Genomic DNA, 25,701 nt, shown 5'->3' on the forward strand with positions numbered 1-25,701 from the left:
CTCACTCTCTTGTCTTCAGGGTCGCCACGAGGTCGACCTTGTCAATATCACGTTTCACCAACCAACCCGACAGGATTGACGCCAGCACGACCGCCAGCGCCGCGGTACCGTAGGCATCGGGCTGAAAGGTGGTGGGAATTTGGTACAAATCGGTGCTGAAACCAGCAGCGATCAGGAAGAACAGGTAATAGCCGATGCCAACACCCAAGGGGATTGCCAGCAAAACCACGATCGCCAGTTCGCCTAGCAAAATGAATGAGGTTTCGCCACGCGTGAACCCGATCACGCGCAGGCTGGCCAAATCACGCGCCTGTTCGCCAAAGGCGATGCGGGCCGCATTGTAGACAATGCCAAATGTGATGATCCCAGCGATCGCCGCCATCACGTAACGCATGGCGCCTGCGCCTGTATCCATCAGCTTTTGCATCGCGGCCCGCGCATCTTCGCGCCGCGTAACCTCGGCCACCGAGGGCGTTTCTTTCAGGGCCTCGTACAGTTCCGGTAGCCGATCACTATCGACACGCAGATAGGCTCCCGACACCCGGCCCCATTCGCCAAGGTCGCGGTTCAATGTATCCATGCGCATATAGGCCGGTGACCCCAAAAGCGTTTCAGAAATCGACGCCACTGGCACTTCTAGGACCGGACGTTTGCCTTCTAGCACTTCGACCATCAATGTTTCACCGGGGCCAATGTCCAGAATATCCGCCAGGGCGCGGGCCAGGACGATACCTGTCTCGGGCATGGCGATATCTGTCATGTCCTTGTTGACGGCCCGATTAAGGCGGGCCTCTCCGACAAGACCCGTGACCCCACCGCGATAAGAGTTCAACCCGTTGCGCAGCACCGCACTCACACCGCGCGTGGCTTCAACTTCGATCACACCGGGCAAATGGGCGAGATCAAACGCGGTCTCTGCGGGCATGGGTTCAAAAAAGCTGACTGAAACGTCCGAGCGATCAATCACGCCAAAGGTCAAGTCCAGCGTTTCGTCAAACCCCGACATCACCGACAATTGTGCCGACGACAGGCCCATGCCAACTGCAATGCCAATGACCGAGCCAAAGATACGTCCCGGATTGCGGAAGATGCGCCGCAACACCATGCGACTGGGTTGGTCCAGCCAATTCTTGAGCCGGTCATTCAGCGCTCCAGACCGAGAGAAATCCATAGGCGCAGGCGGGCGCATTGCGACGGCAGGCGTCAGCCGGAACACACGGCGCAACACGAACAATCCGCCAGCCGAGGCCGACATGACAGACACCCCGACACCCATCACAAAGCTCGAGGCATCCACTCGGAACACCAGAAACGGAAACTTATAGACCGCCTGATAGAGCCCAGCCATGCCCCGCCCGGCCCAAATGCCCAGAACACAGCCCAAAAGCGCACCTGCCACAGCGATCACCAGCACCATCTTGAAATAGTGCCATGCCACTTCCCAGTCAGTGTACCCAAACGCCTTGATCAAGCCGATCTGCTCTCGCTCAGACTGCACCAAACGGGTGATCACGATGTAGAGCAGAAAGGCAGCCACCCCCATAAAGATCGGCGGCACAGCGACAGAAGTTGCCTGAAGACCGCTGATCTCCTCGGAGATAAAGCGGTCGGAAACATGATCATCCCGGGAATAAGCCCCGAGTGATCCGTACCGGTCCAACAATCGGTCTATGGCCGCCAGAACCGGTTCGGCGCGTGCGTCACGTTCTAACGAGACCAAAGCCTCGTTAAAGGCGCCTTCGACGTCATAGGCCGCGGCAAGCGCCTCTTCGTTCATCCACAACACGGCAAACCGCGCATCATCAGGCACAAACTCGCCCGGGGCGGTGGTGAACAGGAACTCTGGCGCCATTGCAAAGCCGACAATGCGAAAGTCGCGCAAGGATCCGTGCATGGTCGCGCTCAGATAATCGCCCAGTTGCAGATCATGTGCCTCGGCAAAGGTTTGCAGCACGATGACTTCTTCGGTGCGCCCCGGCGTGAGCATACGCCCATCACTCAGATAGATTTCGTTCAGCTTGGGCGCACGATGCGCGGGCAGTGACAGAGCTGTGGCGCGCACCGGCAAGGCCTGCCCAGCGATGTCAACAAGCGCGCCGCCCTGCACACGGCCCTCAACCGCGGCAACACCCGGTATTTCGGCAATTCTGTCCAGCATACCCAAAGGTGCCCGCGTCACCGGGGCAAAGATATCCGCCAAGCGGTAGCGTTCATAATAGGTTTCACGAGTCTCGATGAGTGAGGACAACATGCCCGACATCATGACCAAAAGCATCACGCCGACTGCCACGACCAAGGCAATGGCCGTGGCCTGCCCCTTGATCCGCCAAAGATCGCGCATGAGCTTATGATTGAGAGCCGTCATTGTCTTACCACTGAATCTCATCGGGGCTTAGGCGAGTGTCATTGGTTTCGACCCGGCGAATGGCGCCGTCGGCGAAATGGATGACCCGATGCGCCATAGCGGCCGTGGCCGCGGCATGGGTCACGATCATCACGGTTGCCCCAAGTTTGGCATTCACATCATTCAACACATGCAATACCGCGCGACCCGTCTTAGAATCCAATGCCCCCGTCGGTTCGTCGCAAAACAACACCGTAGGGTTTTTGGCAATGGCCCGTGCGATGGCAACGCGCTGTTGCTCACCGCCCGACATCTGTGCCGGAAAATGGTCCATCCGTTCACCAAGGCCGACCAGCCGCAGCGCCTCGTCCACGTCCATCGGATCATCTGCAATCTCGGTCACCAGTTCGACATTTTCCCGCGCGGTGAGCGACGGCATGAGGTTGTAGAACTGAAAAACAAACCCGACATGGTCGCGCCGGTACCGGGTCAGATCACGGTCCGACATGGCGGTCAGATCCTGGTCTTCGAACATGGCCTTGCCGTCCGTGGCCCGATCCAAGCCGCCGATGATGTTCAAAAGGGTGGATTTTCCTGACCCTGACGGCCCCAGCAGAACAACGATCTCACCACGTGGAATGTCCAAATCGACACCCCGCAGCGCATGCACGGCGGCTTCACCCTCACCGTAAACCTTGGTTACGCCCCGCGTTTCAAAAGTGTTCTTGATGTCTTTTGACATGATGCCCCTCGCCTGTCCCAAAGCGCCCGAAATTCGGGCACGGGGGCAGCAAGTCGATGAGACAGGCGGGGACATTTCCCCTCGCACCAAACGGCGCGCACCCCCGGATATGTCCGTCAGGTGGATAAGGGCGCCAGAGCGCCCCGATCACTTACTTTGCTTCAAGGGCATCCAAACGTGCCTTTAGCGCCTCGTTTTCTTCGCGCGCTTTTTGCGCCATGGCACGCACCGCGTCGAATTCTTCGCGCGTGACGAAATCGCGGTCCGCAAGCCAGCGGTCCATCATCGACTTCAGCGCGTTGTCCGCCTCGTCCTTGGCGCCCTGCGCCACGCCCATCGCGTTAGTCATCAGTTGCGAAATGTCGTCCATAATCTTGTTGCGAGTCTGCATGTGAGTCTCCAGCGTCTATCCGCCCTCTATATGGGGTGCATTCTGCCGGTGCACAATGGTTGACTTCGCCGCGTCCTCGTGGCCAACAAGAACCATGCGAGCGATGATCCCCTTTCCCGAAATGTCACCCGAGATCTTCTCGGTTTCTGTGTTTGGCTTTGAATTGGCCCTGCGTTGGTATGCGCTGGCCTATATCGTCGGCATTCTCATTGGCTGGCGTATCGTGGTCGCAGCGCTAAAGCGACCGACACTTTGGGGATCGAACGGCGCCCCCATGACCCCGCGCCAATGCGAAGACCTTCTGACGTGGGTCATTGTCGGGGTAATCTTTGGGGGGCGTATCGGATATGTTTTGTTTTATCAGCCGGGCGAATACCTCTCACGCCCCGGCGACATCCTGAAAATCTGGCAAGGCGGAATGTCATTTCACGGTGGTCTGATCGGCGTCATCGTGGCGGCATGGTTGGTCGCCCGCAAAGAGAACCTGCCGAAACTGCGAACCGCGGATGCAATGGCACTGGGAATCTGGCCCGGGCTACTACTGGGGCGGATTGCGAATTTCATCAATGCCGAGCTTTGGGGGCGACAGACCGACCTGCCATGGGGCGTGGTGTTTCCGGGTTACAACGCCCAAAACTGTGGACAGGCTGCCGCTGAGTTCTGCGCCCGTCACCCTTCGCAACTCTATGAGGCGCTGCTGGAAGGCGTGGTTCTGGGCGGCGTCTTGCTTTGGGCGGCTTGGAAACGCGACGCACTGAAGTTCCCGGGCCGTTCCGCCGGCATTTTCTTTGCCGGCTATGGTCTGGCCCGCTTTGTGGTTGAGTTTGTTCGCCAGCCAGACGCCCAGTTTGTGACCGAAGGCAACCCGCTGGGCCTTGCATGGCATGTCAGCGGATATGGCTTGACGATGGGGCAGCTGTTGTCGCTGCCGATGATTGTCGCCGGTGCTTGGCTGATCTCGAGGTCACGCCGTGTCTGACCTTGCAACGCATTTGATGGCGCGGATCACTTCGCAGGGGCCGCTGACGATTGCCGACTACATGGCCGAATGTCTGCTGCACCCTGAGTTTGGCTATTACACCACACGCGATCCGCTCGGGGCAGAGGGAGACTTCACGACAGCGCCGGAAATCTCGCAGATGTTCGGAGAAATGCTGGGGCTGTCGCTGGCACAGTGTTGGATGGATCAAGGCGCGCCCACACAGTTTGTGCTGGCCGAGGCTGGCCCCGGTCGCGGCACACTCATGGCAGATGTCTTGCGCGTTGTGCGCGCTGTTCCTGGTTTTGCCGAGGCGGCAGAGGTGCATCTGATTGAAGCCTCTCCAACGCTGCGTAAAAAGCAGCAAGAGAAGCTTGGCGCTGACGTGACATGGCATGACAGCGTTGCGACTCTCCCACGTGATCTGCCCCTCTTCTTCCTCGCGAACGAGTTTTTTGATGCCCTGCCCATTCGTCAGTTTCAACGCGATGGCGATGGATGGCGGGAACGTCTTGTGGGGCTGAAGGCTTCGGCTCTCACCCCGGGTTTAGGGGATCGGGTGGACGTGCCCAGCCTGCGCGCACGGCTGGAAGACACACAAGACGGTGACATCGTCGAAATCTGCCCGTCAGCCGAACCTATCATCACTGAGGTGGGCCAGAGAATCGATGCCAACGGCGGTGCAGCCCTGATCATCGACTACGGTGACTGGCGCTCTCAGGGGGATACGCTGCAGGCCCTTAAAGCCCACCAGTTTGTCGATCCCTTCACGGCCCCCGGCAGCGCCGATCTGACCGCACATGTGGATTTCGAAGCCTTGGCGCAGGCTACCCCATCCGGCCACAGCCGATTGACCCCTCAGGGCGTTTTCCTCGAGCGTCTTGGGATCACCCACCGCGCACAAGGGCTGGCACAGACCCTGTCCGGCGATCGACTCAACGCGCATATCGCCGCGCATCGCCGCTTGACGCACCCCGAGGAAATGGGAAACCTGTTCAAAGTGCTTGCGCTGTTTCCCACGGACGGCGCGCCCCCACCCGGATGCGAAACATGACGCTTGAAATTCTGACCTCGGACAGTCTCACTCCGTTCCGCCACGGCTTCTTCACTCGTAAAGGCGGCGCCTCATCCGGCGTGTTTGAAGGGCTAAACTGCGGCCAAGGGTCGTCAGATCAAAGTGAGATTGTCGAGATCAATCGCAGGCGTGTTGCCGATGCGATGGATGCACCGGTTGAGCAGCTTGTGACTGTGCATCAGGTTCATTCTCCTGATGTTGTCGTTGTTGAGGAACCATTCACCGGGTCCCGCCCCCGTGCCGATGGCATCGTGACCCGAACGCCGGGGCTGGTGCTGGCCATTCTGACCGCAGATTGCCAGCCGGTTTTGTTCGCCGATTCCCGTGCGGGCGTCGTGGGTGCGGCCCATGCGGGCTGGCGCGGTGCGTTGGACGGCGTACTGGAGGCAACGGTTGAGGCCATGGAAGACCTTGGCGCCAAACGTGACAACATCACTGCGGTCATCGGCCCGTCAATCAGCCAAAGCGCATATGAAGTCGGGCCCGAGTTCCTTGACGACTTTCTGCAGGAAGACGCCGAGAACAGCCGCTTTTTCGCCGGTGGCGAGGGCGATCGCATGATGTTCGACCTGCCCTCATATGGTTTGCATCGCTTGCGAAAGGCCGGTGTCGGAGACGCCACGTGGATTCGCCACTGCACCTATGGTGACCCCGAGCGGTTTTATTCCTATCGCCGCGCCACCCACGCGAAGGAGGCCGACTATGGCCGCCTGATTTCAACCATCCGCCTGTGACACTCAGCCTGCCCCAATCCGATCAAACTGCCCTAAAATCATCCGCGTATTTTCCCTAAATCTGACTATTCCTGCCCCATCTCTGCCCCAATTCGAGGCGAAATTGGTTTCGAGGCAAGAAACAAAGTGTTCACGAAAAGCGGACACGAAATCAGGAGAATACGAAATGTCGAGCAACAAGCGTTTCATCAAATCGATCACCGCCACCGCCAAGAGCGACACCCCCGCCATGCCGTGGGCCCGTGGCCAGCGCCGCGCAGCGTTTATCGCCAAGCGCAATGCCCAAGTGGTTGAGAAAAAAGCGGCTTAACCCCGCCCGATATCCACGACAACGAAGCCGCGCCGGAACAACCGGCGCGGCTTCGTTGATTTTGAATTCCGAATATGGCTTAGGCGTCGCGGCTTAACCGCTCTTCAAGTACATCAAAGGGCACACCCGGTTCGTCCTTGGCGCCCCGAATGACCAGCGAGGTTTTGACGCTGGCAACGTTGTCGGCCTTTAACAGTTCCTCGGTCAGGAATGTCTGGAATGTCGACAGATCAGGTGCCACGCATTTCAGGATAAAATCCACCTCGCCGTTCAGCATGTGGCATTCACGAACCAACGACCAATTGCGGCAGCGCTCTTCGAAGGCCGACAAATCAGCTTCGGCCTGACTGACCAGCCCGACCATGGCAAAAACCTGCACCTCGAACCCAAGCTCGCGTGCATCTACATCTGCGTGATACCCGCGAATGAACCCAGCCTCTTCGAGCGTCCGCACACGCCGTAGGCACGGTGGCGCGGAAATCCCGACCCGCTTGGCCAGCTCCACATTGGTCATGCGACCATCTGCCTGAAGTTCTGCGAGAATCTTGCGATCAATGGGATCAAGCCGCGTTCCGGGCATGGTATGTCTTTCCTATTGGAATTTGCGGTTCTTATATCATCACCCGTCGCACGCGCAATAATATTTCACGTTAGCGCAAGATCATTTTCCGACAATTTCCGGAGACACCCCAATTGCGTGGATTCCATCATGTGAAGTATGTGGGGTTTTCCCCGCCGCGTGGGATGGCTATATCCCCTATCTGACTCGCTCATGTAATACGGAAGGCGTCCCAATGGCCGACACAAAGCACACCAAGGTTCTGATCATCGGTTCTGGCCCTGCAGGCTATACTGCGGGCGTCTATGCCAGCCGTGCCATGCTAGAGCCTATTCTGGTTCAGGGGATTGAACCAGGTGGCCAGCTGACCACAACCACCGAGGTCGAAAACTGGCCCGGCGACACCGAGGTGCAAGGTCCCGACTTGATGGTGCGCATGGAAGCCCATGCCAAGGCGATGGGCTGCGAGATTATTGGTGACATCATTAACAATCTCGACATGTCCAAACATCCCTTTACGGCCACCGGAGACAGCGGAACGGTTTACACTGCAGATGCCGTGATCCTTGCCACCGGCGCACGCGCCAAATGGCTGGGCATGGAAAGCGAAGAGAAATTTAAGGGCTTTGGTGTCTCTGCCTGTGCAACCTGCGACGGCTTCTTTTATCGCGGACAGGAAATCGTGGTGATCGGCGGCGGCAACACCGCGGTCGAAGAGGCGCTGTTCCTGACTAATTTTGCCTCCAAGGTCACATTGATCCACCGCCGCGATGAATTGCGTGCAGAAAAGATTCTGCAGGAACGCTTGCTGAAGCACCCAAAAATTGAGCCAATGTGGTTCAACACGCTGGAAGAAGTCTATGGCACCGACACCCCGCTTGGAGTTGAGGGTGTGAAAGTGAAGAATGTCAAAACCGGTGAGATCACAGACATCCCCTGCAAAGGTGTTTTTGTCGCCATTGGCCACGCACCTGCCAACGAGTTGGTGAAAGACACGCTTGAGATGCACAATGGCGGCTATGTCGCGGTCAAGCCCGGCACAACCGAAACCTCGGTGCCTGGCATCTTTGCCGCGGGTGATCTAACAGATCACAAATATCGTCAGGCCGTCACTTCGGCTGGCATGGGCTGTATGGCGGCGCTGGACGCAGAACGTTTTCTTGCGGAACAGGTCTGATCCACTCCTGACATGACACAGATGTGTCAGGGCGCACACAAGCTGCGCCTTGACCCGCTGAACGCTGCCGCGCAGTCTGCCACAAAAGGAAAGCATGATGGCGCGAGCGGAAAGTAAACTCTGGCAAGGGAACTGGCGTACTAAGGCCCGCATTGTTTCGGGCCTGATCCTGTTTTTTTATGTATTCTTCCATCTTATCAGCGTTGGCATGGGTCTGTTTTCGCTCGGCGCTATGGAAATCTCACAAGGCATCCTCAGCCTGATTACCAAAAACCCGGTCGGCACAATTCTGCTTTACGGTGCTCTGCTCACGCACCTTGGCCTCGCGCTTTATCGTCTGGCGCGTCGTCGCACCCTGCGTATGCCGATGAGCGAAGCTTCGCAGATCATTCTCGGTATCAGCATACCGTTCTTGCTGATGGTGCATTTCGTACACACGCAAATCGCCGAAAGACAATTCGGTATCAACGTCGAGATGGGCTATATCGCCGGGCTGATCTGGGACACCACAAGTGGATGGCAGCAGGGTATACTCGTGCTGGTCGTTTGGATCCACGGCTGCATCGGCCTGCACTTCTGGCTGCGCGTTACGGACCTTTGGAAGCGATTGCAGCCCCTGCTGATTGCCTTGGCGGCCCTGATGCCGGCCTTTGCACTGGCCGGTTTCTTGGTGCAGGGGCGAACACAATCCGAGCGTTTGTTTCGCTCGGATGAGGGGCCTGCGCTGGCAGCCAGCTACAATTTTCCTTCGGCAGAAACCTTTGGAGCCCTGAATCAAATCACCGATTCCGGACTGACAATCTTTGCCGGATTGCTGGCCCTCACCGCCGCCGTCTTCATTGCCCGCAGACTTACCGGCCATCGCCATGCCCTGCGCATCCAGTACATTGATGGACCGGAAATTCAGGGGCAACGCGGCATGACATTGTTGGAAATGTCTCGCGCCTCCGGCGTGCCACACATGTCGCTTTGCGGCGGCCGGGGTCGCTGCACAACCTGCCGGGTGGTCATTGAAGAAGGCGCCGATTTGCTACACCCGCCCAGCCCTCAGGAAGAGTCCAGCCTGCGCGCTGTGAATGCCCCACCCAATGCGCGACTGGCCTGTCAAATCCGCCCCACGAACCCGGCCACGGTTCTGCGTGTTTTCCGGGCTGACGGGCAGCGCGCCCGGGCGCACGAAAGCCTAGGCCAAGAACGTCGCCTCGCCATTCTATTTCTGGATATGCGCGGTTTTACGGCGCGGACAACAGGGCAGCTCCCTTATGACGTGGTTTTCCTGCTCAATCGGTTTTTTGATGCGATCGTGCCTTCGATCACCGGCGTCGGTGGCACAGTCGACAAGTATTTGGGTGACGGACTGTTGGCCCTGTTCGAACTTGATACCGAAGAAGAGTCAGCCAATGCCGCGTTGCAGGCAGCAGCAGGAATCAGCTCAGCGCTTGAGATTTTCAACAAGTCCCTGGATGCCGAAGGATCTGACAACGTGCGCATCGGTATCGGTCTGCACCTTGGCGATCTGGTTTTGGGTGAGATTGGCGCCGCAGAGAACGCGCCACGCACCATCATTGGCGACACGGTCAATGCCGCCAGTCGATTAGAGAGCGAAACCAAGGTTTTGGGTGTGGAACTCTTAGTCTCCGAAAGCCTGCTTGAGGCTGCAAATGCGCCGCTGGATGGGCTGAGGCTGTTGCCTTTGCGGCTGAGAGGCGTGGCCCACACGGTGAACGCGCTCGCGGTTCCGCAAGGCAGCACATTGCCGCAAATTCTGAAGAAAGCGGCGCAGGATCTAGAGAACGCCTAGTCTCCCGTCGCAACGTGAACGCCACGTTGCAGCGCAGCAACGGTTGCAGTTTTCCGCCGCACAAGGCGATTTCCGCTTTCCCAACGTCTTTGATTATGCGATGCGTTCATTCGTGAACACATTTTGAGTCGTACCGCATGCCCGCCACTTTGGCAAAACCTGTTTCCGACGAGGAAGACCTGCTCTTCCGCCTCCTGCGCCAGCTTGATGCTGCGCCGGGTGCCTCGCAGCGGTCGACGGCAACTGCCTTGGGCATCTCGTTGGGACGATTGAATGCACAGTTGCGGGCAAATGTTGACGCTGGCCTCATCACGATCAGCGATCGATCAGGCCCGGATAAGCGCCAGCGCTTTGCCTATACGCTGACATCACGTGGCGCGACGGAAAAGACGCGCCTCACAGACAAATTCCTTGCCCGCAAGCTCGCTGAATACAACGCGTTGCATGCGGAGCTGACCGGCACCGCCAGCGGGCTTGCCCCGCTCAAACACAGGACCCATCCAATGCAAAACAATTTGACCCCAATTCCAGAGCTATTTGTCTCTTACGAAAGCGCGCAAAAACTCAAGTTCGAAGCCGCAGACCTGACCAGCCACGATCTGACACCACGTCAGATCTGCGATCTGGAACTCTTGATGAATGGTGGTTTTAACCCGCTCAAAGGCTTTTTGACCGAAGAAGACTATACCAATGTTGTCGACAACATGCGGTTGGCGGACGGAACACTATGGCCCATGCCCATCACGCTGGATGTCAGCGAAGACTTTGCTCAGACCATCGAATTGGGTCAGGACATTGCGCTGCGTGACCAAGAGGGCGTGATCCTCGCCACCATGACCGTGACCGACCGCTGGGAGCCGAACAAAGCGCATGAGGCCGAAATGGTCTTTGGCGCTGATGACGACGCGCACCCCGCCGTGAACTATCTGCACAATCAAGCCGGCAAAATCTATCTCGGCGGTCCGGTTGTCGGCATCCAACAACCTGTTCACTATGACTTCCGCGGACGTCGCGACACGCCCAACGAAATGCGCTCATACTTCCGCAAGCTGGGCTGGCGCAAAGTGGTGGCCTTTCAAACCCGCAACCCTTTGCACCGTGCGCACCAGGAATTGACCTTCCGCGCCGCGAAAGAGGCTCAGGCCAACCTGCTGATCCACCCCGTTGTGGGCATGACCAAACCCGGTGATGTGGATCACTTTACCCGCGTGCGCTGCTACGAGGCGGTTCTCGACAAGTACCCCCAGTCAACAACGTCCATGTCTTTGCTGAATCTGGCGATGCGCATGGCTGGCCCCCGCGAGGCGGTCTGGCACGGCCTGATCCGCGCCAACCATGGCTGCACCCACTTTATCGTTGGTCGCGATCACGCAGGCCCCGGCAAAAACTCGGCTGGTGAAGACTTTTACGGCCCCTACGATGCGCAGGATCTGTTCCGCGAGCATCAGGCCGAAATGGGCATCGAAATGGTCGATTTCAAACATATGGTCTGGGTGCAGGAACGCGCGCAATACGAGCCGATGGACGAGATCAAGGACAAGGATGACGTCACCATCCTGAACATCTCGGGCACCGAACTGCGCCGCCGTCTGGCCGAAGGTCTGGAAATCCCCGAGTGGTTCTCGTTCCCCGAAGTGGTCAAGGAACTGCGTAAGACCAAGCCGCCGCGTTCAAAGCAAGGCTTTACCGTGTTCTTCACCGGCTTCTCTGGGTCGGGCAAGTCCACCATCGCCAACGCTTTGATGGTCAAGCTGATGGAGATGGGCGGTCGCCCGGTGACATTGCTGGATGGGGACATCGTTCGTAAGAACTTGTCGAGCGAGCTGGGCTTTTCGAAAGAGCACCGCGATCTCAACATTCGCCGCATCGGTTATGTGGCCTCTGAGATCACTAAGAACGGCGGTATCGCCATCTGTGCGCCAATTGCGCCCTATGCAACGACCCGCCGTGCCGTTCGCGAAGACATTGAGCAATTTGGTGCCTTCATTGAAGTCCACGTTGCGACTTCAATCGAAGAGTGCGAGCGCCGCGATCGCAAAGGCCTTTATAAGTTGGCCCGCGAAGGTAAAATCAAAGAGTTTACTGGCATTTCAGACCCTTATGATGTGCCTGCCGATCCAGAGCTGCGGGTTGAAACCGAAAATGTCGAAGTCGACAACTGCGCGCATCAGGTCATCCTGAAGCTCGAGAGCATGGGGCTTATCGCTGGGTAATGCGCTCAGAAAACCAAACAAAAAGGCCGCTCAATCGGGCGGCCTTTTTCGTTCTGTTACGATCAGTTCAACGCAAGGTCAGTGAACGGTCACAGGGTCAAAATCATGTTCGCGGGCAAGAATAAACGCCAACGTGCGTTCTTTGACCAACGCAAGCCGCTCACCGTCTGCACGATGGACAGCATAGAGCGTTTTGGTGCCTTCAACCTGATCCTGTACGTCTTGCGGCAGATCCGAGACTGCGACCTCACGCACATAGACGATGCGGTTTTCCGTTTCAGGACCGAAATCATAGGGTGCATGCATCTCTTATCCTTTCTTTATCTCAATCGTTTGCACGACCGTTTCAGGCCGCGAGCGCGTCAGGTCGACATGCAACAGGCCATTTTCCATAACCGCCTCACCGACATCGACTCCATCTGCCAGAACAAAGGAGCGCTGAAACTGGCGCGCCGCGATTCCACGGTGCAAAAAGATCCGGTCGGCACTGTCATCTTGCTGACGGCCTCGGATCACCAGCTGGCGGTCTTCAACGGTGATCGACAGGTCTTCTTCGCGAAATCCGGCCACGGCCAAAGTAATGCGATAAGAATGGTCAGAGGTTTGTTCGATATTGAATGGGGGATACCCTTCGTTGCCCGATTTCGCGGTGCGTTCCAGAAGGCGTTCCAGTTGCTCAAAGCCCAGCATATGCGGGTAAGAGCCCAAAGTCAGTTTTGTCATCGACACGTCCTTGGCTTAAGCGACAGTCCATTTGTGGGCCCCGTTCTGGCGACCCGCTCATTTAGGAATATGGGAAAGACCTTGTCCGAGTGCAAGAGCTTTGCATGACGCGTCGCGACTCGCTATCTTTGAAGAAAGAGTCGTTAAGGAACAAAGCCAAAATGAATGCCCCACGCGACCTGTCGATGAAGACCGATGAAGTTCTGCGGGTAGAGCTTGAAGTTTTCAAGCAAGAACACCGTGATCTCGACGACGCGATCCGCGCGTTAGTCGAGCGCGCAACAGGTGATCAATTGACGATTCAGCGCCTAAAAAAGCAAAAGCTTCGCCTCAAGGACATGATCGCCCTGATCGAAGACCGCCTGACCCCGGATATCATCGCCTGAGCACGGCATTCCCCTGAAAAACAAAGCCACCGCGCCGCATTGCGGAAATTTTGCAATGCTCTATAAACCGGGCTTCAGTTCTGGCAGAGGCAAACATGACAGACATAAAAGTTGGCATCATTATGGGCAGTCAGTCTGACTGGCCCACCATGAAACTGGCAGCGGATATCCTGGACGAACTGGGCATTGCCTATGAGTCTAAGATCGTGTCGGCGCATCGTACGCCTGACCGCCTCTGGACTTACGGCAAGGAGGCCGCAGGGCGCGGTTTACAGGTGATCATTGCTGGCGCAGGCGGTTCCGCACATCTGCCCGGCATGATGGCCTCAAAAACCCGCATCCCCGTCGTTGGCGTACCGGTCCAAACGCGCGCCTTGTCGGGTGTTGATAGCCTCTATTCCATCGTGCAGATGCCCAAGGGCTTTCCTGTTGCCACAATGGCCATTGGTGCAGCCGGGGCTTCCAACGCTGGCCTGATGGCAGCAGGCATTCTTGCGTTGCAGGACCCTGACCTTGCAGAGCGGTTGGATGCCTGGCGCGATACCCTGTCTGCTTCAATCCCGGATGAGCCCCAAGATGACTGATATGCTTGCTCCCGGCGCGACGATTGGCATTCTGGGCGGCGGCCAATTGGGTCGCATGCTCTCGGTTGCGGCCTCGCGCATTGGCTATGTGACGCACATCTTTGAGCCCGGTGCCAATCCACCCGCCGGACAGGTCGCAGATCGCGTTACAACCGCGTCCTATGATGACGAGGCCGCGCTAAAGGCTTTTGCCGCGACAGTGGATGTCATCACCTACGAATTTGAGAACATTCCGACATCCGCGCTCGACATCCTCGAAGCGCATCGCCCAATCCGTCCCGGCCGCGAAGCCTTGCGGGTCAGCCAAGACCGTTTGGTCGAAAAAGAGTTTCTGCAAGGCCTGGGTCTGAAAACGGCCCCCTTTGCCGACATAAAAAATCGCGATGATCTGGCGGCGGCAGTTGAAACCATCGGCACGCCTTCGATCCTCAAGACCCGGCGTTTTGGCTATGACGGCAAAGGCCAGTCGCGCTTGAAGTCATCTGACGACATCGACACCGCGATGGCCGATATGTCGGGAGCTCCTGCCATTCTCGAAGGGTTCATCGACTTCACCCACGAGGTGTCGGTCATTGCGGCACGCGGCCTGACCGGCGAAGTCGCCTGTTTTGACCCCGGTGAAAACATCCACCGCGACGGCATCCTGCACACAACCACGGTGCCTGCGACCCTGACCGCAGCCCAACGTATGGACGCCGTTTTGCTGGCCGCCCGCATTCTGAACGAACTGGATTACGTCGGTGTCCTCGGCGTCGAACTGTTCGTGACCCCGCAAGGATTGATCGTGAACGAGATTGCCCCGCGTGTGCACAACTCGGGTCACTGGACGCAAAATGGCTGTGCCATCGACCAGTTCGAACAGCATATCCGCGCCGTAACCGGCCTGCCCCTTGGCGACGGCAAACGCCAGAATGATGTCGTGATGGAGAACCTGATCGGCGCCGATATGGACCGCGTGCCGGACATCCTGAGCGAACCCGCTAGCGCCTTGCACCTTTACGGCAAGGCCGAGGTTAAACCGGGCCGCAAAATGGGCCACGTGAACCGCATCCAGCTCAAAACCGTCTGAGCCTTCATTTGGCAAAAAATTCCCTCGGGGGCGAAGTGCCCCTAGGGGCAAGATGGGGCACAAAGCCCCCTAACGCGCTACTGTGCTGCCAAAAAGCGCGCGGCAACCTCACCAGCCATGTGACTGATCCGGCCGCCACAAATCGTGGCGCCGATGCGACCGGTTTCAGGCTCCATGACCACAAGATCAGCTCGCAGACCCGGCACCAATTGCCCCCGATCACCCAATCCCAGAATGCGTGCAGGAGTTTCCGAAACCAGCTTCCAGGCCCCGGCAAAATCAAGCACGCCCTCTGCCACGAGCCGCATCATCGCCTGCCGAATGGCCGGATAGTGGTAGTCAGACGCCAACGCATCGCCAACTCCTGCCTGCAACAACTCTGCCGCACTGACATTGCCGGAATGCGATCCGCCCCGCACAACGTTCGGCGCGCCCAGAACGACCGGATCACCCGCCTCATGGGCCGCCTGTGCTGCAGCTTTCGTTTCCGGAAACTCGGACATCTTCACGCCAATGCTGCGCCATGCGAGGCGGGCTTCGGCTGTTCGATCATCATGGCTGCCCAACAAGACGCGCTTGGCCGCCAAACGTGTGGCTAGCTTTGAGACGGCCTCGGGCACTTCATCAGACCGGCGGTGCAAGTCTTGCAGGAAGGCTAAATGCGCATCGGGACTGCGACCACTTTTAAGTGCCTGTCCTGTCAGACGCGGCGGTCGCTTGCCCTTGGAAAGGGCATCATGCGGCACATGATCGTTGAACACCACAACCCGAGCCCCGCTCTCAGCGACCAGCGCTTCAAAGCGGTCGTAGTCGTCCAAAAGATGGGTCTCAAACCGCAGCTGTAAATGCATGTCTGTCAGCAAGGACGCTCGCGCCTCGGCTAGCGCCATACAAAACCGCTCGGCAAAGTCCCGGCCACGCATGCCGCCTTCCCAACTGAAGAATTGCGCCAGCATGGCGGTCGTGATGCCATTGGCCGCCAGTTCGGCATCCACCGACATCAGCCCCTGCCCCAAGTCACGCATCACCCCTCGCCTTGGGGCGATATGGCGCTCAAAGCCATCACCATGCATGTCGATGATGCCGGGCAAAACGCGATATCCTGACAAATCCACCACAGGCCCACCAGATTGCTCTGCGATCACGCCACCAACCAGCGACACAGGCCGCTGGTCGAATCCCTCGGGGTATAGAACCTCAGCGCCCTTCAGTTTCAACGTCTGTCTCGCCGAATTTCACAATGTCAGAAAAGCTCATTTTTCCGTGGAAGTGGCCGTGCCGCAAAAAGTAAAGCGACTCGGCGATGACTTCGGGATTGTTCATCATAAAAGTATGCGTCACCGGTCGCACCAGATGATCCCGCATGCCCTGAGCTTTGGTCGAATTCACCGAGACCTTACCGTCATCATCTCCATCGATCAGGGCTGAATAAAACGGATTAAGTGACCGGTTTCCGGCAATGACGCCCAGCTCGAAATCAACAGGTGGCAAATGAGATGGCAACCCATCGGTACCCAACTGCGATCCAGCCGGACCGTTGATCCACTCAAAAGCCTCGATTTCACCCAGAACATCCACCAGTTCACTGCCCTGATTGGGTGGCCCAAGCATTACAACACGACCCATGTTGTCAGGTTTGTTGTCCCCCAACCAGGCGCGCAAGAGGATGCCACCCATCGAATGCGTGATGAAGTGTACTGTCTGATCTCCACAAGATTCGATCGCTTCAGGTAATGTGGGATCAATCAGTTCTTCAACTGATTCCTTGGTCGACGCGTATCCGGGGCGTACAACATCAAAGCCTTCGTTCTCCAACGCGGCTTCCATCAAAACAAAGGATTGTTCTGTTCGGGCCAGACCATGAAGCAGCACAACGCAATCAGCCAAAGCCGGTAGGGGAAAAATCAAAAGGGCTACAGTCAGTAGGCGCATGCCGTGCACATAAGTTGGATTGAGCCATGTGAAAAGAGGTCACCTCTCCACGTCACTTGGCATCGGCTTGTTCTCGCAAGGCAATCTTGCCAGTCACAGCGTCTTTTAAGGGCAAAATTGTTCTACCTGTCAACACCGATGAATCTAGAGGCCCAAACGCTCCACTTTTGTTATGACATGAAGGGCTCTGCATAGTTTAGGGTTTGCTCGGACGGTGGCTGTGTCCCCTCTGGTAGGTATAAGCCCGTATGCTCTACAGGGAATGGCGATGTAAGCGCACCGGTTTGCTCAAACACAAACCCAAAACGGCTGTAATAGTGGCGGTCTCCCAAAACCACGACGGGCGCATTGGCATAGTCCAACGCCATCTGGCATAGCACGCTGCCGATGCCTTTGCCTTGTTGCTTTGGGTCGGCGCAGAGTGGCGCCAATGCCAGCCAGCCCTTGGGGGCCTGCAGACGGGACAGGGCAACGTGGCCAAGGATCTTCTTGCGCGATTCCGCCACAAGTTCGAGGGCCATGTCCCCAGTCTCACGCAAGGCTTGCACCAGATCAGCCTCATCCGGCTGACCAAAGGCGCGTGTGAGCAGATCGCGCACGGCGCGGCCGTCAGAGTTCGTATATCCACGGATGATCATGGCGCGACCTTAGGTTTCGCAGACCGCGCCGACAAGTCAGGTTTTGCGCAAGGATATGACCACTCCGGCGATGACCAACGTGGCAGCCAAGGCAAATCGCAGTGTCAAAGCTTCGTTCAGGAAGACCATGCCCCCAGCCAGAGCAATAACCGGCACGCTGAGTTGCGCCACTGCAGCCCGGCTGGCGCCCAGCTCTGGCAGGATGCGATACCAGAGAGCGTATCCCAATCCAGACGTGACCACACCCGACAGAATAGCCAAGGAAGCGCCATAGGCAGGTACCGAGAGATCGCCGGACACGGCGGTCAACACGAGACCAACAGGAGCCGCCAAAATGAAGTTCATCGCCGTGGCCTGCAGCGGGTCTTTTGCGCCGCGCCCCAACAGTGAGTAGATCCCCCACCCGACACCGGCAAATGCCATTGCCAGCACGTGCAAACCCGAGGCCGTCGTGCCATCGACTGGCCACAACAGCCAGGCCAGCCCCCCCATCGCTAGGACCGCTCCGATCCAACGTGTAACGGGCATCGCGTCGCGAGACAGTAGTGCCCCGGCGAACATCGTCACTTGTACGACACCAAACAGAATGAGCGCACCAAATCCCGGGTCCAGCACGTCATACGCCAGCGAAAAGCCAAAGAGATAGGTCAATAATGCGGCGACCGCCCAAACACGCCCCCGCCCACCCAGCGCAAAGCCGCGCCGTTGCAGCAAAACCAACAGCGCCAGCGCAAAGGCGCCACTCACCAATCGGATAACGCCAAAAGACACGACATCCATATCCCCCGACGCCAAAGCCATCCGGTTCAGCACCGAGTTGGCGGCAAAGGCAATCATGGTAAGAACGGTCAGAAGGAAAAGGCGCATAAAGCTCTTTGACACGGCAGGTTTTGCGCCACAACGCACAATACTGTCAGGGCGGTCAGGCTCAGTGCAAATCTACACCCTTGGCAGATCCATTCGCCCGGGTGACAATCCACAAGTTCAGGCGCCAAATACCCCACGCCAGTGGGATCGCAGCCAGACCGCCTATGACATAGGCCAAGGGTTCACTGTAAAAACTCTCGAAAACCTGCGTGTATCCGTGAATGCCCGCAAAAGTCAGCGCCGTATTGAACAAGCCGCGCCGATTCCCGTGCGTAGACCACGCAATAATAACTGCTAGGGCCATGGCCCAAATGATCGCATAGACCTGTTCAGACACAATCAAGGTTGTTCCCCGGAACGCCTCTTGTGCTGCGCTCCAGTCTTCCCAACTCATGTCCCGACTTCGTCTCCATGAACCCGGGCCCCAAATGGTCTCTCCGACCACATCACCCCAGATCGACCCGACCAACGCACAGAGATTGGCCACAATGAACGCCATCACCGCCAGAACGACCGCATGGCGCGAAGACCGCTCTGGCAGGCGCAACGCAAGCCAAAGACAGAGACCTATCAGCGCTGACATCTGCAAGATCGACAGGGTCGCTTCCGGGGAATAGAAAACATAGGCCGCGGTAAAATAGTAAGTTCCGGTATCCAGAACCTGCGCAAATGGTGCAATCGCCAGCGCAGTCACCAACCTGACATCTGTCACCCAACCTGCTGCAATCAACGCGCCAGTGACATAGAGGTAGAACAAACTCATCAAGGGGCCGGAGATTTGTTCCTGATGAAGAAGAAAACCGACACCAAAGATATGCATGGCAACCCCCATCAAAAGAATTGCCCCAGTCACAAACCGCGTTGATGTCGCCTTGAATACGTAGCTTGCGCCGGTGATCACGGCGATCAGCGCGCCCAACAGGGCCATGCCCAGTCCCGCAACCGGCTCATATTTGTCCAGCAACTCGACACTGGCACCACCGATGAGCATTCCGGCCCCTATCAGGGTCGAAGCGTTACCGAACATCCGAAACATCTCGCCACCGCGAAACAGGATAAACAAGCCAAGCCCCAGCGCGATACCCCCACTCACCGCAACGGCCAGTGCGCTTGCCAGAAAAAGGATGAGGCCCGCGGTGGCCGCGACGATGCCAGAGCATAAAAGGGCATTGATTGCGAGCTGAACCATGCTGTCACGCGCGCGCGCTTCAATCTCTGCGGCTTGTGACGCGGTGATAATCCCGTCTGCAACCAGTTTATCGGTATCGGCTATGGCCTGCATGATCGTACCCACTTCGTCACTTCGACAAAGTTCTACATCAAACATCTGAGCAGCGCGAGAAAATCAACCAGAAGGCGGCATCGTATCTGCTGGCAAGCCTACTGTTTCAACAAAAAGGGGCCGCCCAAAGGCGACCCCAAATTCTTCCGGATGGAAGGCGTGACTTACATCATGCCGCCCATGCCGCCCATGCCGCCCATGTCGGGCATGCCGCCAGCAGCACCGCCGTCTTTGGCAGGCTTGTCAGCAACCATGGCTTCGGTGGTGATCAAGAGACCTGCAACCGAGGCAGCATCTTCCAGAGCGGTGCGAACCACTTTGGCCGGGTCGATCACGCCGAACGAGAACATGTCGCCATACTCTTCGGTCTGAGCGTTAAAACCGAACGATGCGTCGTCGCTTTCGCGGACTTTGCCTGCAACCACAGCACCGTCAACACCGGCGTTCTCAGCGATCTGGCGCAGAGGCGCTTCGATGGCTTTGCGAACGATGGTGATACCGGCGTTTTGGTCAGCATTGGCGCCTTCCAGCGATTCCAGTGCTTTGCCAGCCTGAACCAGAGCAACACCACCACCAACGATGACGCCTTCTTGGACGGCTGCGCGCGTGGCGTTCAGAGCATCGTCAACACGATCTTTACGCTCTTTCACTTCCACTTCGGTCATGCCGCCAACACGGATCACGGCAACACCGCCTGCCAGTTTGGCAACACGTTCTTGCAGCTTCTCACGGTCGTAGTCAGAGGTGGTTTCTTCGATCTGGGTGCGGATCTGAGCAACACGTGCTTCGATCTCGGCCTTCTCGCCATTGCCGTCCACGATGGTGGTTTCGTCTTTGGTGATCTCGATTTTCTTGGCGGTGCCGAGCATGTCCATGGTGACATTCTCGAGCTTCATGCCCAGATCTTCCGAGATAACCTGACCACCGGTCAGGATCGCGATGTCTTGCAGCATGGCTTTGCGGCGATCTCCGAAACCAGGTGCTTTGACAGCTGCGATTTTCAGGCCGCCGCGCAGTTTGTTGACAACCAGAGTTGCCAGCGCTTCGCCTTCGACGTCTTCAGCAATGATCAGCAGTGGCTTTTGCGACTGGATCACCGACTCGAGCAGTGGAACCATCGACTGCAGCGACGAGAGTTTTTTCTCGTGCAGCAGGATCATGCAGTCTTCGAGATCTGCAATCATCTTGTCAGCGTTGGTGACAAAGTAAGGCGACAGGTAACCGCGGTCGAACTGCATGCCTTCAACAACATCAGTCTGAGTTTCCAGACCTTTGTTCTCTTCAACAGTGATAACGCCTTCGTTGCCAACCTTCTGCATCGCGCCAGCAATTTGCTCGCCGATTTCAGTTTCGCCGTTGGACGAGATGGTGCCAACCTGTGCAACTTCAGCGCTGTCTTTAACTTCGCGTGCTGCGGCTTTGATGGCCTCAACAACATTCGAGGTCGCCAGATCGATACCGCGCTTGAGATCCATTGGGTTCAGGCCCGCTGCAACCTGCTTCAGACCTTCGCGAACGATCGCTTGGGCCAGAACGGTGGCAGTGGTGGTGCCGTCGCCGGCTTCGTCATTGGTGCGGCTGGCGACTTCTTTCACCATTTGCGCGCCCATGTTTTCGAACTTGTCTTCCAGTTCGATTTCTTTCGCAACCGAGACACCGTCTTTGGTGATACGTGGTGCGCCGAACGACTTGTCGAGGACCACGTTGCGACCTTTGGGGCCCAGGGTCACTTTTACAGCGTCGGCCAGAACGTTCACGCCACGCAGCATTGCGTTGCGGGCATCTGTGTCAAACTTGACGTCTTTTGCCATTTTGTTTGCTCCTATTCAGTAGATGTTCTTGGCGACAATCAGGCAATGATGCCCATGATGTCGGATTCTTTCATGATCAGCAGCTCTTCACCGTCGATGGTGATTTCGGTGCCAGACCACTTGCCAAACAGGACTTTGTCGCCTGCTTTGACGTCCAGTGCGATGCGATCGCCGTCGTCGTCACGCAGACCTGCGCCAACAGAAACGATCTCGCCTTCGGCGGGTTTTTCTTTTGCGCTATCGGGGATGATAAGGCCGCCTGCGGTTTTTTCTTCGCTTTCGGTGCGACGAACCACAACACGGTCGTGCAGAGGTGTAAATGCCATTGTCTAGGTTTCCCTAACTAGTTGTCTCCCTGACTCCTCAGCGGAGTCGTTATCACTCCCTACCGGCGAGTGCTAACAGCGCATAGCTAGAGAGTCCAAAACCCCGAGTCAACCAAGTGATAAGAAAAAATGAAATCAGGCGTGGATCAGGTGGCGCCGCCGGTTTCAATATGCACCACGGCACCACAGTGTTTGCAATGAACCGCGTCCGCATCATGACGCTCCAACCCGCAAGTTTTACAGAGATGCCGCACTTTGGACGGCATCACGATGGTTCGGGCCAGATGTACAAACAACGAGACACCAACGACCATGATCATTACGGCTGCCACCTTGCCGGTAATTGAAGTGGGCGTGATGTCCCCATACCCTGTCGTGGTGAGCGTCGTCACCGTGAAGTACAATGAGTCCACATAGCCTTCGATGCCGGATTCAACCTTGGCAAACAGGGTATAAACCGCGGATGTCGTGGTAAAGACGAACACCAACAAATTCAAACTGGCAACAATGGCATCCTCCCGGAGCCGGAAAAAGCTGCTCGAAGCCCGCAGATCCTGTAACAGATAAAACGAGTGCGCCAATCTAAGACCCCGCAGGATCCGTAAAAACGAGAGATCGACAGGTACAAACTGGTTAAGAAAGATCGCGAACAGCACGATCGCGTCCGCCCATACATAAATTCTCGACAGGTGCGCGCGCTTGTCCGGTGCAATCCACAGCCGCGCCAGGAAATCCAGCAGAATTACCATGGCGATGACTGCATTGATCGAACGGATCGTTTCGTTGGTTGGATAGATTGTGACGACAATAAAGTAGCTGATGGTCACAATATCAAAGGCAAACAACAGGTAGCGAAACCAGATCGAGCGCTTTGACGGCCCGGTGTAAAGGTCATTGATGGCTGTTTTGAAACCACTCATTAGGCACCACCTTGGCTGATTGCTGTCCGTCCCTGTGGACTCAGATCATAAACCCCAGTTTCGACTTTTTGAAACCACCCAAGATGGTCCTGGCGCATCATACGCGTCGCTTGAGCAACGCTTGAGCCCCTGGCGACAGCCGCCCCTTTAGACGGACCATGCTTGGCAAGGTAGGCCGCGCACCGCAGCATTTCCTGTTTGTAAGCGGTGGTGATCTGGCCGCAAGTGCCGCCTAGGTTAGGATCACCCTGCCGCCTATCAAACTCCTTGAGAAGCGCACCCTTGCGGGGCTTCGACTTTCGCGGACGGAACTCAACCGGATCACAATGAACCTGCACGTAACCATCCTTGAGCCGCACGGACAACACCCCGACGCCAAGCCGTTTGCACAAACCCACATTGCCTTTGAACGTTCGCCAGCCGCTTTTGCCTGCCCATCGTGGCACGGCGACATAGACCCAGTCCGACACACGTTGACGCGCCACAGCCTGTTGTAACAGGGTCAATGAAAACCCCGTCTTCAACTCGACGATCACTGGCTCTTCACCAGCCCGTCGCGCGACCACGTCTGCGGCTCCGACCTCAGCCTTAACCTCAAAGCCCTGATCTTCCAGCCACGCCTTTACCGGCGGGTACAGATCGGTTTCCTGTATCTTGCCCATATCCATGCATACCCTTTTGGCATGGGCCTGTGAATCCCTGCTTGCACCGGGCCGTTCCACATGTAACGCAAGAACAAATCTCAAAGGGAGAATACCGATGTGGCGCTTGATCGTCTGCCTGATTGTCACGGTGTCAGCGACCGCAGGTTGGGGCAATTGCACAGGGCCATCGACTTTCGACGCCCTGCCCGCTGCCGATCAGATGGCTCTGAAACAAAGCGCCGAGGAGGTCCCGCATGCCTCTGGTCTCTTGTGGCAGGTTGAGAAAAACGGTGTCACCTCGGTCCTTGTGGGCACGCTGCACTTTCCTGATCCACGCCTGAACGCCATCCGTACCCGTGTCGCGCCGCTCATGCGCGAAACTAAAAACCTGTTTCTGGAAATGACCCTTGCCGATGAGGGTAAATTCCAAAAACGCCTCACGTCAGATTCCTCTCTGTTCCTCATCAACGAAGGCCCCAGCCTGATTGACCGACTGGGGGAAGAGAACTGGGAGCAAGTCACAACCGCCCTAGAGCCATTGGGACTGCCGGGCTTTTCCGTGTCGCGCTACCAACCGTGGTTTCTGGGCCTGAATCTCTCGACCCCCCTTTGTGTATTGCAAGCTGCGCAAAGTGGTCGTTTGGGGTTAGACCGACGATTGGAACAAGAGGCCGTGGCTTTGGGCCTGCCGACGCGTTCCCTAGACACAGTTGATGGCATAATCTCAGCCTTGGCCTCCGATCCTCTGGACGTTCAAGTCACCCAATTGGAAGACGCCATCGAGGCAGGCTTGCTGGGGCAAGATCCAGACCCACAGACCATCATCGACCTCTATTTCAAAGAGCAGACTCAGCTGATTTGGACTTACGAGTCCTTTAAGGCCCGCAACACCGCGACCCAAAGCGGCATGGATGCAGACAAAGTGATTGCCCACCTGCAAAAGGTCGAACAGGATTTGGTGACCTCACGCAACCATTCATGGATGACTGTTCTGACCGAGGAACTGGCCCGCGCACCCTCGACGGTCGCTGTCGGGGCGCTGCACCTGCCCGGTGAAAACGGATTGCTATCTCTCTTAATGGCCGAGGGCTTCACAGTCTCACGCCTGGAACTGACACCCTAAAAGGGTGAATTGCTGCATCGCAGCAACAAATCACCACATAGAGAATGACTCCTCGTCGCAGGCACTCGGCCAAGGCGTGACAAGCCAAGCGCAGCCGCCTATAAGGCGCGCAAATCCGAATAACCCGTGCAAGGAACCGCAGTCATGACCACCCTCGTTTTTGGACATAAATCTCCCGACACAGACTCCACCGGGTCACCAATCATCTGGGCCTGGTATTTGAACGAAGTTCTGGGCAACAAAGCCGAAGCCGTTTTGCTGGGTGAGCCTAACACCGAAGCGGCATGGATGCTGCAACGCTGGGACCTGCCCAAGCCCCGCATCATCGCGGACGTCGAAGACGATCAGGCTTGTGTCATTGTTGACACCAACAACCCTGCCGAACTGCCCGCCAACATCAACGGCGCCGACGTGCAAGCCATCATCGACCACCACAAGCTGGTTGGCGGTCTGGAAACCAAAGGTCCGATCGACATCACCATCCGTCCCGTGGCCTGCACCGCAACCATCATGCACGATCTGATGGGCGATCTGGACATGCCGGAAGCCATCAAAGGCGCGATGCTGACCTGCATCCTCTCAGATACGCTGGAATACCGCTCGCCCACCACCACCGAGCACGACAAAGCCGTGGCAGAGAAACTGGCCGCCGATCTGGGTGTAAACGTTGGCGAATACGCCGCCGAAATGTTCGCCGCCAAATCGGACGTCTCGTCATTCTCGGATGCCGAACTCTTGCGCATGGATTCGAAAGAATACGAAGTCGACGGCACCAAGTTCCGCGTGTCGGTTCTGGAAACCACCGCTCCGGCCATCGTGCTGGACCGCAAGGCCTCGCTGATGGACAGCATGACTTCGGTTGCGACCGAAGACGGTGTCGATCAGGTGCTGCTGTTCGTCGTCGACATCCTGAACGAAGAAGCCACTCTGCTCGTGCCCAACGATCTGGTGAAAACCGTCGCGGCCAAGTCGTTTGACGCCTCGGTCGACGGAGACAGCGTTGTCCTGCCCGGTGTGATGTCACGCAAAAAGCAGATCATCCCGAACCTCAAGGTCTGATCTGCCCCTCAG

27 protein-coding genes are annotated in these 25,701 nt (G+C 57.2%); 12 read left to right on the forward strand and 15 right to left on the reverse strand.

The window, feature by feature from the left end; all coding sequences use genetic code 11:
* Nucleotide 1: 1 nt before the first annotated feature.
* The 3 genes from Q0932_RS10655 to Q0932_RS10665 all read right to left on the reverse strand — a co-directional run bounded on the left by Q0932_RS10655 (nt 2) and on the right by Q0932_RS10665 (nt 3,477).
* Nucleotides 2–2,341 (reverse strand): FtsX-like permease family protein, encoded by a 2,340-nt coding sequence (locus Q0932_RS10655; RefSeq protein WP_299352242.1) that lies wholly within the window; start codon nt 2,339–2,341, stop codon nt 2–4.
* Between the two features lie 28 nt (nt 2,342–2,369).
* Nucleotides 2,370–3,086, reverse strand: a complete 717-nt coding sequence (locus Q0932_RS10660) for an ABC transporter ATP-binding protein (RefSeq protein WP_299352245.1) — start codon at nt 3,084–3,086, stop codon at nt 2,370–2,372.
* A gap of 151 nt (nt 3,087–3,237) precedes the next feature.
* Entirely contained in the window at nt 3,238–3,477 is a 240-nt protein-coding gene (locus Q0932_RS10665) for an accessory factor UbiK family protein (RefSeq protein ID WP_299352247.1), read from the reverse strand.
* A 94-nt stretch (nt 3,478–3,571) separates the two neighbouring features.
* Between Q0932_RS10665 and lgt the strand changes: the two genes are divergently transcribed.
* From lgt to Q0932_RS10685, 4 genes are all read left to right on the forward strand, one after another.
* Nucleotides 3,572–4,456 carry a prolipoprotein diacylglyceryl transferase gene (gene lgt, locus Q0932_RS10670; RefSeq protein ID WP_299352250.1) on the forward strand — a complete coding sequence of 295 codons (885 nt, stop codon included), beginning with the start codon at nt 3,572–3,574 and terminating at the stop codon, nt 4,454–4,456.
* Between the two features lie 16 nt (nt 4,457–4,472).
* Nucleotides 4,473–5,510, forward strand: coding sequence for an SAM-dependent methyltransferase (locus Q0932_RS10675; RefSeq protein ID WP_299352648.1), 1,038 nt, complete (start codon nt 4,473–4,475; stop codon nt 5,508–5,510).
* Complete coding sequence (gene pgeF / locus Q0932_RS10680; RefSeq protein WP_299352253.1) at nt 5,507–6,265, forward strand: peptidoglycan editing factor PgeF; 759 nt, start codon at nt 5,507–5,509, stop codon at nt 6,263–6,265. The genes Q0932_RS10675 and pgeF overlap by 4 nt, the downstream gene beginning before the upstream one ends.
* 166 nt (nt 6,266–6,431) lie before the next feature.
* Nucleotides 6,432–6,575 carry a hypothetical protein gene (locus tag Q0932_RS10685; protein WP_299352256.1) on the forward strand — a complete coding sequence of 48 codons (144 nt, stop codon included), beginning with the start codon at nt 6,432–6,434 and terminating at the stop codon, nt 6,573–6,575.
* A gap of 79 nt (nt 6,576–6,654) precedes the next feature.
* Here Q0932_RS10685 and Q0932_RS10690 read toward each other — a convergent pair whose 3' ends face one another.
* The gene (locus tag Q0932_RS10690) at nt 6,655–7,155 is read right to left on the reverse strand and encodes an Lrp/AsnC family transcriptional regulator (protein ID WP_299352259.1); all 501 of its coding nucleotides are present in this window, start codon (nt 7,153–7,155) and stop codon (nt 6,655–6,657) included.
* Between the two features lie 214 nt (nt 7,156–7,369).
* Here Q0932_RS10690 and trxB point away from each other — a divergent pair, with 214 nt between their 5' ends.
* The 3 genes from trxB to Q0932_RS10705 all read left to right on the forward strand — a co-directional run bounded on the left by trxB (nt 7,370) and on the right by Q0932_RS10705 (nt 12,325).
* Nucleotides 7,370–8,311, forward strand: coding sequence for a thioredoxin-disulfide reductase (gene trxB, locus Q0932_RS10695; protein WP_299352262.1), 942 nt, complete (start codon nt 7,370–7,372; stop codon nt 8,309–8,311).
* A 97-nt stretch (nt 8,312–8,408) separates the two neighbouring features.
* Nucleotides 8,409–10,112, forward strand: coding sequence for an adenylate/guanylate cyclase domain-containing protein (locus Q0932_RS10700; RefSeq protein WP_299352265.1), 1,704 nt, complete (start codon nt 8,409–8,411; stop codon nt 10,110–10,112).
* A 137-nt stretch (nt 10,113–10,249) separates the two neighbouring features.
* The gene (locus tag Q0932_RS10705; protein ID WP_299352268.1) at nt 10,250–12,325 is read left to right on the forward strand and encodes a bifunctional sulfate adenylyltransferase/adenylylsulfate kinase; all 2,076 of its coding nucleotides are present in this window, start codon (nt 10,250–10,252) and stop codon (nt 12,323–12,325) included.
* Between the two features lie 78 nt (nt 12,326–12,403).
* On the opposite strand, the gene Q0932_RS10710 is transcribed toward Q0932_RS10705, so the two are convergent.
* Nucleotides 12,404–12,631: a DUF1150 family protein gene (locus tag Q0932_RS10710; protein WP_299352271.1), complete on the reverse strand. Its 228-nt coding sequence runs from the start codon at nt 12,629–12,631 to the stop codon at nt 12,404–12,406.
* 3 nt (nt 12,632–12,634) lie between these two features.
* Nucleotides 12,635–13,048 carry an Hsp20 family protein gene (locus tag Q0932_RS10715; protein WP_299352273.1) on the reverse strand — a complete coding sequence of 138 codons (414 nt, stop codon included), beginning with the start codon at nt 13,046–13,048 and terminating at the stop codon, nt 12,635–12,637.
* Between the two features lie 161 nt (nt 13,049–13,209).
* On the opposite strand from Q0932_RS10715, the gene Q0932_RS10720 reads away from it, so the two are divergent.
* The 3 genes from Q0932_RS10720 to Q0932_RS10730 all read left to right on the forward strand — a co-directional run bounded on the left by Q0932_RS10720 (nt 13,210) and on the right by Q0932_RS10730 (nt 15,087).
* On the forward strand, nt 13,210–13,434 hold the full coding sequence (locus Q0932_RS10720; RefSeq protein WP_299352651.1) for a DUF465 domain-containing protein: 225 nt from the start codon (nt 13,210–13,212) through the stop codon (nt 13,432–13,434).
* Nucleotides 13,435–13,529: 95 nt separating this feature from the next.
* Complete coding sequence (gene purE / locus Q0932_RS10725; RefSeq protein WP_299352276.1) at nt 13,530–14,018, forward strand: 5-(carboxyamino)imidazole ribonucleotide mutase; 489 nt, start codon at nt 13,530–13,532, stop codon at nt 14,016–14,018.
* A complete protein-coding gene (locus Q0932_RS10730; RefSeq protein WP_299352279.1) occupies nt 14,011–15,087 on the forward strand; it encodes a 5-(carboxyamino)imidazole ribonucleotide synthase in 1,077 nt (358 codons plus the stop codon). Before purE ends, Q0932_RS10730 begins: the two co-directional genes overlap by 8 nt.
* Before the next feature lie 77 nt (nt 15,088–15,164).
* Here Q0932_RS10730 and Q0932_RS10735 read toward each other — a convergent pair whose 3' ends face one another.
* The 9 genes from Q0932_RS10735 to Q0932_RS10775 form a co-directional block, all read right to left on the reverse strand.
* A complete protein-coding gene (locus tag Q0932_RS10735) occupies nt 15,165–16,304 on the reverse strand; it encodes an alpha-D-ribose 1-methylphosphonate 5-triphosphate diphosphatase (protein ID WP_299352282.1) in 1,140 nt (379 codons plus the stop codon).
* Entirely contained in the window at nt 16,285–17,019 is a 735-nt protein-coding gene (locus Q0932_RS10740) for an alpha/beta hydrolase (RefSeq protein WP_299352285.1), read from the reverse strand. The genes Q0932_RS10735 and Q0932_RS10740 overlap by 20 nt, the downstream gene beginning before the upstream one ends.
* 170 nt (nt 17,020–17,189) lie before the next feature.
* Nucleotides 17,190–17,657, reverse strand: coding sequence for an N-acetyltransferase (locus tag Q0932_RS10745; RefSeq protein WP_299352288.1), 468 nt, complete (start codon nt 17,655–17,657; stop codon nt 17,190–17,192).
* A 36-nt stretch (nt 17,658–17,693) separates the two neighbouring features.
* Nucleotides 17,694–18,524 (reverse strand): DMT family transporter, encoded by an 831-nt coding sequence (locus tag Q0932_RS10750; protein WP_299352291.1) that lies wholly within the window; start codon nt 18,522–18,524, stop codon nt 17,694–17,696.
* Between the two features lie 61 nt (nt 18,525–18,585).
* Nucleotides 18,586–19,851 carry a hypothetical protein gene (locus Q0932_RS10755; RefSeq protein WP_299352293.1) on the reverse strand — a complete coding sequence of 422 codons (1,266 nt, stop codon included), beginning with the start codon at nt 19,849–19,851 and terminating at the stop codon, nt 18,586–18,588.
* Nucleotides 19,852–19,970: 119 nt separating this feature from the next.
* A complete protein-coding gene (gene groL / locus Q0932_RS10760; protein ID WP_299352296.1) occupies nt 19,971–21,617 on the reverse strand; it encodes a chaperonin GroEL in 1,647 nt (548 codons plus the stop codon).
* A 38-nt stretch (nt 21,618–21,655) separates the two neighbouring features.
* Entirely contained in the window at nt 21,656–21,943 is a 288-nt protein-coding gene (locus Q0932_RS10765; RefSeq protein WP_299352299.1) for a co-chaperone GroES, read from the reverse strand.
* Nucleotides 21,944–22,089: 146 nt separating this feature from the next.
* On the reverse strand, nt 22,090–22,863 hold the full coding sequence (locus Q0932_RS10770; RefSeq protein ID WP_299352302.1) for a potassium channel family protein: 774 nt from the start codon (nt 22,861–22,863) through the stop codon (nt 22,090–22,092).
* Nucleotides 22,863–23,525, reverse strand: a complete 663-nt coding sequence (locus tag Q0932_RS10775) for a DUF2161 family putative PD-(D/E)XK-type phosphodiesterase (RefSeq protein ID WP_299352654.1) — start codon at nt 23,523–23,525, stop codon at nt 22,863–22,865. Before Q0932_RS10775 ends, Q0932_RS10770 begins: the two co-directional genes overlap by 1 nt.
* 97 nt (nt 23,526–23,622) lie before the next feature.
* Here Q0932_RS10775 and Q0932_RS10780 point away from each other — a divergent pair, with 97 nt between their 5' ends.
* On the forward strand, nt 23,623–24,630 hold the full coding sequence (locus tag Q0932_RS10780) for a TraB/GumN family protein (protein ID WP_299352305.1): 1,008 nt from the start codon (nt 23,623–23,625) through the stop codon (nt 24,628–24,630).
* Between the two features lie 144 nt (nt 24,631–24,774).
* Nucleotides 24,775–25,689 carry a manganese-dependent inorganic pyrophosphatase gene (locus Q0932_RS10785; RefSeq protein ID WP_299352308.1) on the forward strand — a complete coding sequence of 305 codons (915 nt, stop codon included), beginning with the start codon at nt 24,775–24,777 and terminating at the stop codon, nt 25,687–25,689.
* Nucleotides 25,690–25,701: the final 12 nt, after the last annotated feature.

This window comes from uncultured Shimia sp., assembly GCF_947498095.1.
GTDB lineage: Bacteria > Pseudomonadota > Alphaproteobacteria > Rhodobacterales > Rhodobacteraceae > Shimia.

Coding starts and splice junctions, on each gene's coding strand:
- Q0932_RS10655 (WP_299352242.1), bottom strand. CDS start 2,341: ATGCGCGATCTTTGGCGGATCAAGGGGCAGGCCACGGCCATTGCCTTG.
- Q0932_RS10660 (WP_299352245.1), bottom strand. CDS start 3,086: ATGTCAAAAGACATCAAGAACACTTTTGAAACGCGGGGCGTAACCAAG.
- Q0932_RS10665 (WP_299352247.1), bottom strand. CDS start 3,477: ATGCAGACTCGCAACAAGATTATGGACGACATTTCGCAACTGATGACT.
- lgt (WP_299352250.1), top strand. CDS start 3,572: ATGCGAGCGATGATCCCCTTTCCCGAAATGTCACCCGAGATCTTCTCG.
- Q0932_RS10675 (WP_299352648.1), top strand. CDS start 4,473: ATGGCGCGGATCACTTCGCAGGGGCCGCTGACGATTGCCGACTACATG.
- pgeF (WP_299352253.1), top strand. CDS start 5,507: ATGACGCTTGAAATTCTGACCTCGGACAGTCTCACTCCGTTCCGCCAC.
- Q0932_RS10685 (WP_299352256.1), top strand. CDS start 6,432: ATGTCGAGCAACAAGCGTTTCATCAAATCGATCACCGCCACCGCCAAG.
- Q0932_RS10690 (WP_299352259.1), bottom strand. CDS start 7,155: ATGCCCGGAACGCGGCTTGATCCCATTGATCGCAAGATTCTCGCAGAA.
- trxB (WP_299352262.1), top strand. CDS start 7,370: ATGGCCGACACAAAGCACACCAAGGTTCTGATCATCGGTTCTGGCCCT.
- Q0932_RS10700 (WP_299352265.1), top strand. CDS start 8,409: ATGGCGCGAGCGGAAAGTAAACTCTGGCAAGGGAACTGGCGTACTAAG.
- Q0932_RS10705 (WP_299352268.1), top strand. CDS start 10,250: ATGCCCGCCACTTTGGCAAAACCTGTTTCCGACGAGGAAGACCTGCTC.
- Q0932_RS10710 (WP_299352271.1), bottom strand. CDS start 12,631: ATGCATGCACCCTATGATTTCGGTCCTGAAACGGAAAACCGCATCGTC.
- Q0932_RS10715 (WP_299352273.1), bottom strand. CDS start 13,048: ATGACAAAACTGACTTTGGGCTCTTACCCGCATATGCTGGGCTTTGAG.
- Q0932_RS10720 (WP_299352651.1), top strand. CDS start 13,210: ATGAATGCCCCACGCGACCTGTCGATGAAGACCGATGAAGTTCTGCGG.
- purE (WP_299352276.1), top strand. CDS start 13,530: ATGACAGACATAAAAGTTGGCATCATTATGGGCAGTCAGTCTGACTGG.
- Q0932_RS10730 (WP_299352279.1), top strand. CDS start 14,011: ATGACTGATATGCTTGCTCCCGGCGCGACGATTGGCATTCTGGGCGGC.
- Q0932_RS10740 (WP_299352285.1), bottom strand. CDS start 17,019: ATGCGCCTACTGACTGTAGCCCTTTTGATTTTTCCCCTACCGGCTTTG.
- Q0932_RS10745 (WP_299352288.1), bottom strand. CDS start 17,657: ATGATCATCCGTGGATATACGAACTCTGACGGCCGCGCCGTGCGCGAT.
- Q0932_RS10750 (WP_299352291.1), bottom strand. CDS start 18,524: ATGCGCCTTTTCCTTCTGACCGTTCTTACCATGATTGCCTTTGCCGCC.
- Q0932_RS10755 (WP_299352293.1), bottom strand. CDS start 19,851: ATGTTTGATGTAGAACTTTGTCGAAGTGACGAAGTGGGTACGATCATG.
- groL (WP_299352296.1), bottom strand. CDS start 21,617: ATGGCAAAAGACGTCAAGTTTGACACAGATGCCCGCAACGCAATGCTG.
- Q0932_RS10765 (WP_299352299.1), bottom strand. CDS start 21,943: ATGGCATTTACACCTCTGCACGACCGTGTTGTGGTTCGTCGCACCGAA.
- Q0932_RS10770 (WP_299352302.1), bottom strand. CDS start 22,863: ATGAGTGGTTTCAAAACAGCCATCAATGACCTTTACACCGGGCCGTCA.
- Q0932_RS10775 (WP_299352654.1), bottom strand. CDS start 23,525: ATGGGCAAGATACAGGAAACCGATCTGTACCCGCCGGTAAAGGCGTGG.
- Q0932_RS10780 (WP_299352305.1), top strand. CDS start 23,623: ATGTGGCGCTTGATCGTCTGCCTGATTGTCACGGTGTCAGCGACCGCA.
- Q0932_RS10785 (WP_299352308.1), top strand. CDS start 24,775: ATGACCACCCTCGTTTTTGGACATAAATCTCCCGACACAGACTCCACC.